General features: G+C 75.9%; 9 protein-coding genes. 8 read left to right on the forward strand and 1 reads right to left on the reverse strand.

All coding sequences use genetic code 11. From position 1 onward, the window contains the following. Positions 1–22: 22 nt before the first annotated feature. Genes UXQ13_RS17810 through UXQ13_RS17820 form a run of 3 tightly spaced genes read left to right on the forward strand, consistent with a single transcriptional unit; the run spans position 23 to position 5309 of the window. Positions 23–2833, forward strand: a complete 2811-nt coding sequence (locus tag UXQ13_RS17810) for an alpha-L-rhamnosidase (RefSeq protein WP_225235522.1) — start codon at positions 23–25, stop codon at positions 2831–2833. Then, on the forward strand, positions 2830–4467 hold the full coding sequence (locus UXQ13_RS17815) for a GH35 family beta-galactosidase (RefSeq protein WP_336392640.1): 1638 nt from the start codon (positions 2830–2832) through the stop codon (positions 4465–4467). The genes UXQ13_RS17810 and UXQ13_RS17815 overlap by 4 nt, the downstream gene beginning before the upstream one ends. Before the next feature lie 2 nt (positions 4468–4469). After that, the gene (locus UXQ13_RS17820; protein ID WP_225235520.1) at positions 4470–5309 is read left to right on the forward strand and encodes a nucleoside hydrolase; all 840 of its coding nucleotides are present in this window, start codon (positions 4470–4472) and stop codon (positions 5307–5309) included. Positions 5310–5318: 9 nt separating this feature from the next. Here the strand turns inward: UXQ13_RS17820 and UXQ13_RS17825 are convergent, their stop codons facing one another. Next, positions 5319–5738 carry a MarR family winged helix-turn-helix transcriptional regulator gene (locus UXQ13_RS17825; protein ID WP_225235519.1) on the reverse strand — a complete coding sequence of 140 codons (420 nt, stop codon included), beginning with the start codon at positions 5736–5738 and terminating at the stop codon, positions 5319–5321. A gap of 43 nt (positions 5739–5781) precedes the next feature. Between UXQ13_RS17825 and UXQ13_RS17830 the strand changes: the two genes are divergently transcribed. The 5 genes from UXQ13_RS17830 (at position 5782) to UXQ13_RS17850 (ending at position 12474) form a co-directional block, all read left to right on the forward strand. After that, a complete protein-coding gene (locus UXQ13_RS17830) occupies positions 5782–6606 on the forward strand; it encodes a glycoside hydrolase family 25 domain-containing protein (RefSeq protein ID WP_336392641.1) in 825 nt (274 codons plus the stop codon). 15 nt (positions 6607–6621) lie between these two features. Continuing rightward, complete coding sequence (locus UXQ13_RS17835) at positions 6622–7671, forward strand: Gfo/Idh/MocA family protein (protein ID WP_225235517.1); 1050 nt, start codon at positions 6622–6624, stop codon at positions 7669–7671. Next, positions 7668–8147, forward strand: coding sequence for a nucleoside deaminase (locus UXQ13_RS17840; protein ID WP_225235516.1), 480 nt, complete (start codon positions 7668–7670; stop codon positions 8145–8147). The genes UXQ13_RS17835 and UXQ13_RS17840 overlap by 4 nt, the downstream gene beginning before the upstream one ends. Before the next feature lie 740 nt (positions 8148–8887). Continuing rightward, positions 8888–10564, forward strand: a complete 1677-nt coding sequence (locus tag UXQ13_RS17845) for an HNH endonuclease signature motif containing protein (protein ID WP_336392642.1) — start codon at positions 8888–8890, stop codon at positions 10562–10564. A 443-nt stretch (positions 10565–11007) separates the two neighbouring features. Then, positions 11008–12474, forward strand: a complete 1467-nt coding sequence (locus tag UXQ13_RS17850; protein WP_225235799.1) for an aminopeptidase P N-terminal domain-containing protein — start codon at positions 11008–11010, stop codon at positions 12472–12474. Positions 12475–12515: the final 41 nt, after the last annotated feature.

Here is a 12515-nt window from a genome sequence, read left to right on the forward strand (position 1 = left end):
GAGCACGCCCACCCCGGCGAGGGTGGCAGACCTGCGCGTGGGTCGCCGTCGGGACGGGGCGGTCTGGACCGACGGCGCGGCGCCGCCGGTCTCCTGGCGGACCGCGACGCCCGCGACCGGCTGGACCCAGGCCTCGGCCCACCTGCTGGTCACCCGCGGGGACGGCGCCGTGCAGGAGCACGTGGTCGACGGCCCGGACGCCGTCCTGGTGCCGTGGCCGTTCCCGCCGCTGCAGCCGCGCGAGCGGGTCCGGCTCGAGGTGACCACCACCGGGTCCGACGGCGTCCGGGCGACCCCGGCGGCCGTCGAGGCCGAGGCGCCGCTGCTGACCGCAGCGGACTGGTCGGCCGACTGGGTCGCGCTGCCCGACGCCGCCGACGACCGGCCCGGGCAGCTGCGCCGCGGGTTCGTGCTGCCCGCCGAGCCGGTCCGGGCCCGCCTGCACGTCACCGCGCTGGGCGCCTACGAGGTCGAGCTGAACGGCACCGTGGTCGGCGACGAGGTGCTGGCTCCTGGCTGGACGAGCTACCGGGACCGGGTGCTGGTGGCCACCCACGACGTGACCGCGCAGCTGCACGCCGGGGAGAACGTCGTCGGGGCCTGGCTGGCCGGCGCCTGGTTCACCGAGCGGTACGGCTTCTTCGGCCGGGCCACCCGGGCCTACGCGGGCCCGGCCGCGCTGCTGGCCCAGCTCGAGGTCGACCTGGCCGACGGCAGCCGGGTCACCGTGGGCACCGACGGCACGTGGACCGGCCGCACCGCCGGACCGCTGCTGACCTCGGGGATCTACGCCGGCGAGGAGTTCGACGCCACCCGGCACGCCCCGTCCTGGTCCCGGACGACGACCGGCCCGGGCTGGTCGCCGGTGCGGGTGCTGGCCGACCCGGGCGCCGCGCGGGTGCCGGCCACCGCCGAGCCGGTCCGGCGCACGCAGGAGGTCGCCGCGGTCGCGGTGCTGACCACGCGGGCCGGGGCCACCGTCGTCGACTTCGGGCAGAACCTGGTCGGCCGGGTGCGGATCCGGGTGCAGGGGCCGGCCGGGCACACCGTCACGCTGCGGCACGCGGAGGTGCTGGAGGACGGCGAGCTGGCCACCCGGCAGCTCCGGTACGCGTACTCGGTGGACCGGTACACCCTCGCCGGCGGCGAGCCCGAGGAGTGGGAGCCCCGGTTCACCTTCCACGGGTTCCGCTACCTGCAGGTCGACGACTGGCCCGGCGAGTTCGACCCGGCCGCCGTCACCGCGGTCGTCTGCCACTCCGACATGGCCCGCACCGGCACCTTCACCTGCTCGGAGCCGCTGCTGGAGCGGCTGCACGAGAACGTCGTCTGGAGCATGCGGGGCAACTTCCTGTCGATCCCGACCGACTGCCCGCAGCGCGACGAGCGACTGGGCTGGACCGGGGACCTGCAGGTCTTCGCCGGCACCGCCGCGGTGCTGCACGACTGCGACGCGTTCCTGACCTCGTGGCTGGCCGACCTGGCCGCCGAGCAGGAGCACAGCGGCGGGGTGGTGCCGATCATCGTGCCGACGGCCATGGAGTCCGACCGGGAGGGCGTGGTCGCGGCGTGGGGCGACGCGGCCACCGTCGTCCCGTGGACGCTGTACGAGCGGTTCGGCGACACCGGGCTGCTCGCCCGCCAGTACGCCAGCATGCGCGCCTGGGTGGACGTCGAGCTGGCCCAGGCCGACGGAGACGGCCTGTGGTCGCGGGGCTACCAGCTCGGCGACTGGCTGGACCCGCGGGCGCCCGCCCACAGCCCCCGCGAGGGCCGCACCCACCCGTCGCTGGTCGCCTCGGCGTACCTGTTCCGCTCGCTGGACCTGGTCGCCCGGTCCGCCGCCGTGCTCGGCCACCGGGACGACGCGGCGCGGTACGCAGCGCTCGCCGAGCGCACCCGGACGGCGTTCCTGGCCACCTACGTCACCCCGGCCGGCCGGATGGTGTCCGAGGGCCCGACCACCTACGCGATGGCCCTGGTGTTCGGCCTCGCCACCGACCCCGACCTGCGGGCCCGGCTGGGCCGACGGCTGGCGGAGATCGTGCGGGAGGACGGCTACCGGATCGGCACCGGCTTCGTCGGCACCCCGCTGGTCATGGACGCGCTGTGCGCCACCGGCCACCTGCACACCGCCTCCCGGTTGCTGCTGCAGACCGAGGCGCCGTCCTGGCTGTACCCGGTCACCGTGGGCGCGACGACGGTGTGGGAGCGCTGGGACGCGCTGCTGCCCGACGGCTCGGTGAACGGCCACGAGATGACGTCGTTCAACCACTACGCGCTGGGCGCCGTCGTCGACTGGCTGCACCGCGGCCTGGCCGGGCTGTCCGCGGCCGAGCCGGGGTTCGCGCGGCTGCGGGTGGCCCCCGCCGTGCTGCCGGGGCTGACCTCGGCCGGGTCCCGGCAGGTGACGCCGTACGGGCCCGCCGAGGCCGGCTGGGAGCGGACCGCCGACCGGGTGCGGGTCACCGCTCTGGTGCCGCCCGGTGCCACGGCCGAGGTCGAGCTGCCCGACGGCACCCGGCACGAGGTGGGCTCCGGCGCGCACGCGTGGGAGGTCGACCTGACCGACGAGCTGCCCGCGACCGAGCTGCGCGGCCTGGACACCGACCTCGCCGACCTGGTCGACGACCCGGATGCCCTCGCCCTGGTGCGCGCCGAGGTGGCCGCCTTCGACCCCGGCCGGGCCCTCGCCTTCGCCGGCGCGCTGCGCTACGAGGCGGGCTCCACCCTGCGCACCGCCCTGATGTTCGCCGACCCCGACGGGCTGCACCGGGTGCACGCCGCCCTCACCGACCTGCACGACACCCGCACCACCGAGGAGACCCCGTGACCACAGCACTCCCCCACCTGCGCGCCACCGCCACCGGGCAGCAGCTCGTCGTCGACGGCCGGCCCGCGCTGCTGCTGGGCGGCCAGCTGCACAACTCGACCTCCTCGGACCCGCACCGGGTGCGCGAGGTCATGACCCGGCTGGCCGCCCAGGGCATCCGGACGGTCATCGGCACGGTCAGCTGGGCCCAGGTCGAGCCGGTCGAGGGCACCCTGGACTTCGCGTCGGTGGACGCCCAGGTCGCCGCCGCCGAGGAGCTGGACCTGCGGCTGGTGCTGATCTGGTTCGGCGCGTTCAAGAACGCGGCGTCCACCTACGCGCCGTCCTGGGTCCGCTCGGACACCGCGCGCTTCCCGCGGGCCGAGGCGCACGGCGCCCGGTCGCAGGCGTTCACCTACCCGGGCGGGATGCCCAAGCCGGTGCTCAGCGTCTTCGGCCCGGAGCTGCTGGCCGCCGACCGCCGCGCCTACGTGGAGTTCCTGCGGCACCTCGCCGAGGTCGACCGCGGGCACCGGGTCGTCATGGTGCAGGTCGAGAACGAGGTCGGGCTGCTCGGCGACAGCCGGGACCGCTCGCCGGTGGCCGAGCAGGCCTGGTCCGCCCCGGTGCCGGCCGAGCTGCTCGCCCGACTCGCCCGCGAGGACGAGGCGCCGCTGCGGCCGGAGCTGTCCGCCCTGTGGGCCCGGCAGGGCCGCCGGACGACGGGCACCTGGGCCGAGGTGTTCGGCGACGACTGGGAGGCCAACGAGGCCTTCATGGCCTGGGGCTTCGCCTCCTACTGCGGCGCGCTGGCCGCGGCGGGCAAGGAGGTCACGGCGCTGCCGACGCTGGCCAACGCCTGGCTGGGCCCGCAGCCGGGTCAGCCCGAGGCCGGCGACTACCCCAGCGGTGGCCCGGTGGGCCGGGTGCTGGACCTGTGGCGGGCCGCCGCCCCGGCGATCGACCTGCTGGGCCCGGACCTCTACGGGGCCGACGTCAAGCCGGTCATGACCGACTACCACCGCCCGGACAACCCGCTCTTCGTCCCGGAGTCCGCGCTGCGCACCGGCAGTCTGTTCTGGGCGCTGGGCACCCACCGGGCGCTGGGGTTCTGCGTGTTCGGGGTGGACGACGTCCGGCCCGGCAGCCAGCTCGGCGACGCCTGCACCCTGCTGGGGTCGATCGAGGACCGGATCACCGCGGCCCAGGCCGAGGACCGGATCGCCGGCGTCCTGCTCGAGGCGGGCCAGACCGAGCAGTGGTTCTCCCTCGGCGGCTACGACGTCGTCGCCCGGGACGCCCGGGCCCTGCTGGACAAGATGCTGCTGGACGTCGGCGTGCAGGGCCCGCCCCCGGCCGGTCCCCGGCCCAGCGAGACCGAGGGCCCCGACGCCCGGCCCTCCCCCGCCGACGGCCGGCCCTTCGGCATCGTGCTCGCCGAGGGTGCCGACGAGTTCCTGCTCGTCGGGCAGGGACTGGCGCTGGACCTCTCGGCCGACGACGCCGTGGTCGAGGTCGACGCCGTCGAGGAGGGCACCGTCGTCGACGGGGCGTGGGTGCCGGGCCGGTTGCTCAACGGCGACGAGCGGCTGTTCGTGCTGCCCGGGGAGCGGCTGGGCATGGTCCGCGTCCGGGTGCTCCGCCGGCCGCGCTGACGATGACCACCGCTGCCCCGCACATCGCGCCGACCTGCCGCGTGGTGGTGGACAACGACTTCTCCGGGGACCCCGACGGCCTGGTGGCACTCGCCCACCACCTGCTGTCCCCCGCCAACCGGGTCGTCGCGGTCACCAGCACCTGCCTGAACCCGCAGTTCCCGTCGCCCGCCTCCTCGGCGGCCGCGGGCGCCGCGCTGGCCGAGGAGCTCACCCGGATGACCGGCACCCCGGTACCGGTGTTCGCCGGCCGGGAGGGGGTCTACGACGGGACCGGGACGTCGGCGGCCGCGGACGCGGTCATCGCCGCGGCGCTGGCCGACGACGCGCTGCCGCTGGTGCTCGTCTGCGGGGGCCCGTTGACCACCGTCGCCGACGCCCTGGCGGCGGACCCGTCGATCGTCGGCCGCTGCACCCTGGTCTGGGTGGGCGGGACCGAGACCGACGGGTTCGAGTACAACCGGGACACCGACCCGCGGGCCGCGGAGTTCGTGCTCGGACACCGCGACCTCGCCGTCCACCTCTTCCCGCAGGAGACCTACCGGCAGCTGGCCCGTCTCGGTCGCCGAGCTCGAGGCCGACCTGGCCACCACCGGCGCGCTGGGCCGATGGCTGTGGGAGCGGTTCACCAGCCCGCCGGACTGGCTGCGGGTGGGCGGCGTCTGGCCGCTGGGCGACAGCGCGCCGCTGCTGGTCACCGCGCTGGGCACGGAGTCCAGCGGGTGGGTCGACCTGCCCGTCGGGCCCGGGCCGCGCCGCGTCGGCGGTACACCCAGGTCGACACCCGGCTGGTCCTGGGTGACCTGCTGGCCCGGCTGCGGCTGCACGAGGCGGCCCGCTAACCTCCCCCGTCAGGCGTTCGGCGGTCCGACCATCAGGGTGAGCAGCTCGGACAGCTGGGCCGGCTGTTCGTCGTCCAGCCGGCCGACCGACGTCCGGGCCGCCATCTCGGCCCAGACCTCGCCGACGAAGTGGCTGCCCCGCGGCGCGATCTCGACCCGGCCGTCCGGCGCCCGCCGGACCAGGCCGCGGGCCGTCAGCCGGTCGACGGCGACCTCGGCCATGGCGCGGTCGCAGTGCAGGTGGGCGGCGACGGCGTCCAGCGCGGTGGGCCCGTGGTCGACCATGGAGCGCAGCAGCGTCAGCTGGGTGCCGGTGAGCCCGCCCCGCAGCAGCACCTCGCCCCACCGCTGCTCGATGTCCTGCACGACCGCCAGGACCTGCAGGGCGACGTCGCCGACCCGCGCGTCGCGGTCGGCCGGCGGGGTCACGCGGTCACCCTAGGACGCCGACCGGCGCGGTACCGTCGCCAGCATGGGGGCCCTCCGGCGATCCCTCGCCGGGCTGGCGGGGGCAGTGGTCGTCGTGCTGTCCCCGGGCGTCGCCGCCGCCGCTCCCGGTGACCCGGTGACCGGTTTCGACGTCTCGTACCCCCAGTGCGGCACCCCGCTGCCGACCGGGGCGGACTTCGGGGTCGTCGGCGTGAACGGCGGGGTGGCCACCACCGCGAACCCCTGCCTGGCCGAGCAGCTGGCCTGGGCGGCCCGGGCCACCGGGGACGCCGCGGCCCACCCGCCGCTGCAGGTCTACGTCAACACCGCGAACCCCGGCCACCTGCAGGACGAGATCAGCACCTGGCCGCGCAGCGGGGACACCCCGTACGGCTCCTGCACCGGCGACAACGACCGAGCCTGCTCGTGGGTCTACGGCCAGACCCGCGCCTCGGTGGACATCCACGGCTTCCTGCTGCCCGCCGCACGCACCGCCGGGGTGGACGTCGTCCCGGCCGAGCTGGTCTGGTGGCTCGACGTCGAGACGATGAACACCTGGCAATCCGGCACCGCCGCGTCCCTGGCGAACAACCGGGCGGCGCTGGAGGGCATGACCGACTACCTGGCCTCCACCGGGGCGCGGATCGGCCTGTACTCCACCGGGCAGCAGTGGCAGCAGATCGTCGGGTGGGTGCCGCCGGGGAGCCCGCTGTACGAGCTGGACAGCTGGCTGGCCGGGGCGCTGTCCCGCGGGGAGGCCGCGCTGCACTGCAGCGACACCCCGCTGACCGCCGGGGGCGACGTCGTCCTCAGCCAGTACGTCGTCGAGCGCGACGGGCGCCTGCTGGACCACGACCTGCCCTGCTGAGTCAGACTCCCCGTCATGGACGACGGTGCGGTGCGGTTCGGGTTGGTCGGCTACGGCTTCGGCGGGCGGTACTTCCACGCCCCGCTGCTGGCCGCGGCGCAGGGCGTGGACTTCCTCGGCGTGGTGACCACGTCGCCGGAGCGGCGGGCGCTGGTGGCCCAGGAGCACCCGTCGGCGGCGTGCTTCGACTCGCTGGAGGCGCTGGTCGAGGCCGGCGCGGAGGCGGTGGCGATCTCGACCCCGGCCGACACGCACAGCCCGCTGACCGACCGGGCGCTGGACCTCGGCCTGGCCGTGGTCTGCGACAAGCCCTTCGCGCTGGACGCGGCGGCCGCGCAGGCCTCGGTGGACCGGGCGGCCGCCGCCGGCCTGGCCCTGGCGCCGTACCAGAACCGGCGCTGGGACTCCGACTTCCTGACCCTGCGCCGGCTGGTCGACGAGGGCGCGCTGGGCGAGGTGCGCACGCTGGAGTCCCGGTTCGAGCGGATGAGCGACGGCGACGGCCCGGGGGCGGCCGGCGGCGGCACGCTGCGGGACTTCGGCAGCCACCTGGTCGACCAGGCGCTGGTGCTGCTGGGCCCGGTCGGCTCGGTGTTCGCCCGCTGGTCGCTGCGGGAGTCCGGGCTGGACGACGACGTGCTGGTGGTGCTGGACCACGTGTCCGGGGCGCGGTCGGTGCTGGGCGGCAGCTGGCGCACCGGTGCGCCGGGGCCGCGGTTCCGCGTGGTGGGGACGGCGGGGTCCTACGTGGTGGGCGACCAGGTGCTGGAGAACGGGATGGGCGCGATGGACGGCCAGGAGTTCGCGCTGATCGCCGGCACCTCGCCCGCCACCGCGGACTGGGGCACCGAGCCCGAGACGGCCTGGGGCCGGCTGCAGCGCGGGGCCGAGTCGACGGTGGTGCCCAGCGAGCGCGGCCGGTGGGACACGTTCTACCCGGCGTTCGCGGCCGCCGTGCGCGGCACCGGCCCGGTGCCGGTCGACCCGCGGGACGCCGTGGCCACCGCGCGGGTGCTGGACGCTGCGCGACGGAGTGCGACCGAGGGCGTCGTGGTGTCGCTGTGAGCCTGTCCGAGGTCGACCGGGCCCACCTGGTGCGGTGCGTGGAGCTGGCGGAGGAGGCGCTGGTGGCCGGCGACGAGCCGTTCGGGTCGGTGCTGGTGGCCGCCGACGGCACCGTGCTCGCCGAGGACCGCAACCGGATCGCCGGCGGGGACTCGACCCGGCACCCGGAGTTCGAGCTGGCCCGCTGGGCCGCCGAGCACATGGACCCCGCCGACCGCCCCGCGGCGACGGTCTACACGTCCGGCGAGCACTGCCCGATGTGCTCGGCGGCGCACGCGTGGGTGGGCCTGGGCCGGATCGTCTACGCCAGCTCCTCGGCGCAGCTGGCCGCGTGGCTGACCGAGCTCGGGGTCGCGCCCGGACCGGTCGCCACCCTGCCGGTCACCGTCGTCGCGCCCGGCATCCCCGTCGACGGTCCGGACGAGGAGCTGTCGGCGCGGGTGCGCGAGCTGCACGTGCGGCTGCACCGGGGGTAGCGAGGTCGAGCCGGCGGTGCCGCCGGACGGGCCGCGACGGTGCCGTGCTGGATCGGCTCTGCTCCGTGGTCGGCCGGGCGCGGCGGTCCGGGGCGGGGCCGTCCGTGCGAGCTATCCGGCCATGTCCGCCCGGGGCACGGCCCCCGGATACGGCGGTCAAGGCACGGAGGTCCAGGCGCAGCTTGTCGGCCGCGATCAACCGAGCACCGTTCTCCGCGCTGCGTCCGCGTCGAGCAGTCCCGACCATCCCGCCCAGCTGACCGGGCGCGTCACCGGGCCGAGTGCGGCCACAGCCCTGCCACGTGCGGCCATCCGGGCGCCGCTGTCCCTGCTCCGCGTCCCGCCCACCGGGCACGTCACATGACCTGGGAAGGCCGGCTGCGAGCAACTGCTGGTCTACCTACGCCGGCCCGCCGTCGAGGCGTCGGTCGGCGGGCCCGTCGTGTTCGACCCGCTGGTCGACATGACCGTGGGGCGATCGGGCTGCACCACAGAGCGAGCGACGCCGCTGCGCCGAAGGTCGAGCTGGCTCAGGGCCCGGAGCACACAACGAACACCTCCACCAGCGTCGCCGCGTCGCGACCAGCGGCAGCTGGGTGAGCGTCGATGACCCCCAGCTGGCCGTGCGGGGGATCAGCGGCTTCCGTCACTGCCAGTGGCGGCGGAGCCACTGATAATCAGCAGGTCAAAGGCCTGTTCTGTTGGCCGTTTTTGTCAGACCCCTCTGGTGGACTAGGTCCATGACAGCGACGGCGCGACGGTTCCGGGTGGAGGTCACCCCCTACGTCACCGCCGTCCCCGTCGACGCCGCGCCGGTCCCACGGCTGACCGAGCTCGCGGCCACCGCCGGGCTCTCCGGTACCGAATTGGACGCCGAGCTGGCCTCGGTGGCCAAGCAGATGTCGGCCCTGGCCGCGTACCGCGCCGGCCTCGTCGAGCGCAAAGCCACCCTCGGTGCTCGCCAGCCGCTGCCCTTCGCCCCCGGCGCGCGCACCGATACCCGCCCCGAGGCCGACCCGGATCTTGACCCGTCGCTGCAGACCGCGGACGATTTCCTGCCCGACGAGGTCGCAGTGCTGCTGAACATGTCGGTCGGGTCGGCTCGGTACCTGGTCGATGACGACCTCACGCTGGTCCGCCAGTTCCCGGCGGTGTGGGAGGCGTTGGCTGATCAGCGGATCGACGAGACCCGCGCCAAGGCGATCGTGCGGGCGATGCGGTACCAGGCCCGGTCGTGGGGCGGCCCGGTCGACGACGCGATCGTCGACGTGGTCGCCGCGCGTGGGGTGGCGTGGGCCGCGGCCGGGTGCGCGCCCTCGACGCTGCGCGACCGGCTCGAGGCCGCGCTGATCGCTGCGGACCCTGCGGCGGCGGACCGGCGGCGGGAGTTGCGCAAGCGGGAGGCCGGGGTGCGGGTGCAGGGCACCGGCGACGGCCTGGCTGACGTGCGGGTGAACGGCATGGAGGCCGCGACCGCGAAGCTGGTGAAGGCCCAGCTGGCGGCGTTCGCCCGGGAGCGGAAGGCCGACGGTGATGACCGCCGGGCCGGGGAGATCGAGACCGAACTGGTCGCCACCCTCATCACCCGCCCCTGGGAAGCCCAGGACCCCGCCGTCGCCCACGTGACCATCAACGCCGACCTAGCCGACCTCCACCCCGACGCCCCGGCGCAGGCCGACTCGGCAACAACCGAGGGCACCGTCCCCAGCGACGGAATGTCGGAGGACGGAGCGGCCGAGGACGGAGCGGCCGAGGACGCGGCGGCCGACGACGGGGCGGCCGAGGACGCGGCGACCTGCGTCCCTGCCGCCGGTGATGCGGGTGGCGGGAGCCGGGTCGGGCACGTCGGCGGATTGCCGGTCACCCCGGCCGCGGTGCGGTCCCTGCTGCAACGGATCGATGCCCTCGGCCTGACCCACCCCGACGGCGGAGACCTCGACCTCACCGTCACCGGCGAGCGCGGCCGACTGCTCGCCGTCGCCACCCCCGAGGAGCTGGTCGCCGCTGCGAAGGGCGGGCGTGGACTCGGACCGCCACCACCAGCTCCTGGCTACACACCGACCGCAGCCCAGTACCGGTACCTGCGCGCCCGCGACCGGCACTGCCGCTTCCCCGGCTGCCGACAAGTCGCCCGGACCTGCGACGCCGACCACGTCATCCCCTACGACCACCACGACCCCGAACGGGGTGGACCGACCTGCGTCCGCAACCTGGCCATGCTCTGCCGCCGGCACCACCGGCTCAAGACCCACGCGCCCGGCTGGCGGTTCGCCATCGACGCCGACGGCACCCTGCACGTGACCACGCCCGGCGGCACGACCCGGACCACCCGGCCACCGGCGATGGGTGAGGTCCTCGACCTGCTCGAGGAGTCGCCGCCGCCCTACGACCCAGCCGCCGACCCACCACCCTTCTGACCGTCTGGCCTCGACAGACGACCCGCTGAGCGGCGTTCGGCCGCCCGGGTGGGCGTCCCGTCCAAGGTGATCACCCAAGGCTTCGATACGGCCGCCGGACGGCCATCGGTTCTCGGGGTGCGGGCCTTCGCGGTGGCCCGGGCCGGGTTCGACGGGAGGGGGTGCTCTGAGGCGAGGTCCGGCACAGTGGCGGGGCCCTGGGCCACGCGGTCGCCACGCTGGCCGGTGGCGGAGCTGATCCGGAGCGACTCGGACGCAGGTTCGGTGGCCGACGCGACTGCAGTCCGACGGGGCGGGACCCAGGGCTCCGGGTCGTCGGAAGGGGTGGGTCAGGCCAAGCGCCGGTTCCGCCAGGCAGCACGATCAGCAGCGGCAGCCGGGTCGCCGTGGCGTCGGCGGAGGGTGGGCACACGGCCCGACGAGGGCAGCGGGAGACTGGGTGCATGAGCTCTGCCGACGACCTCGCGGGCAGCCCCGCCGTCCCCGACGCCACCCGCCGCGCCCCGCACGACCAGGCGTTCGGGCCCTGGGTGCAGACCACGCTGGCCGACGGCTGGGACCCCGAGCCCGAGGCGCCGCATCCTGCCCACCCGGGCGCCGCCGCCGCCGCTGCCGCGCACCGCGCCCGCCTGCTGGCCGCCCTGCCCGGGGGCACCGTCGTCGTCCCGTCGGGCACCGCTCCGGTCCGCGCCAACGACACCGTCTACGGGTTCCGCCCCGCCAGCGCCTACACCTGGCTCACCGGTGACCAGGCCGAGGGCGCCGTCCTCCTCCTCGCCCCCGACGGCGCCGCCACGATCTACCTGCCGCCCTCCGCCGGGCCGGGCACGCTCACCTACGTCACCGACCGCCGCGAGGGCGCACTCTGGGTCGGCGGCGTCCCCTCCGCCGCCGGCACCGCCGCCGCTCTCGACGTGCAGGTCCGACCGCGCACCGAGCTCCCCGCCGCCCTCCGCGCCGCCGGTGACGCCCGGGTCCTCGGCGGTGTCGACCCCGACCTGGGACCCGGCGACCCCGAGCTGGGCCGCACGGTCGACCGCCTCCGCGCGGTCAAGGACGACTGGGAGATCGACCGCCTCGCCGACGCCTGCGCCGCCACCGCCCGCGGGTTCGCCGACGTCGTCCGCGAACTGCCGGAGCTCCTCGCCGGCGACGGCCGGCGCGGCGAGCGCTGGCTCGAGGGCACCTTCTGGCGCCGCGCCCGCCTCGAGGGCAACGACGTCGGCTACTCCTCCATCGTCGCCGCCGGCACGCACGGCACCTCGCTGCACTGGGCCCCCGTCGACGGCGACATCCGCCCCGGCCAGCTGCTGCTCGCCGACATGGGCGTGGAGACCACCTCCCTCTACACCGCCGACGTCACCCGCACCCTGCCCGTCTCCGGCACCTGGACGCCGGTCCAGCGCCGGGTGCACGACGCCGTCCGCGAGGCCCATGACGCCGGCATCGCCGAGGTCCGCCCCGGCCGCGACTTCCTCGCCGCCCACCGCGCCGCGCAGTGGGTCCTGGCCGACCACCTCTGCCGCTGGGGACTGATCCCCTGGTCGGCCGACGACGCCCTGCACGAGGACCTCGCCCGCCCCGGCGCCGGCGCCCACCGGCGCTACACCCTGCACTCCACCAGCCACCTGCTCGGCCTGGACGTGCACGACTGCGCCACCCTGGACGGCGCCGAGTACCTGGCCACCACGCTCCAGCCGGGGCACTGCCTCACCGTCGAGCCCGGCCTGTACTTCCAGGTCAACGACCGCACCGTCCCCGACGAGCTGCGCGGGGTCGCCGTCCGCATCGAGGACGACCTCGTGGTCACCGACGGCGCCGCCCGGGTGCTGTCCGACGCGCTGCCCACCGACGCCGACGAGCTGGTCGCCTGGATGGCCGACGTGCAGGCCCGGCCGCGCGAGCTGTAGCGGCCACGCACCGCCGGGTTCCCGCCCTCACCGCACAGCGG

This window comes from Klenkia terrae, from assembly GCF_037083865.1.
GTDB classification, from domain to species: domain Bacteria; phylum Actinomycetota; class Actinomycetes; order Mycobacteriales; family Geodermatophilaceae; genus Klenkia; species Klenkia terrae.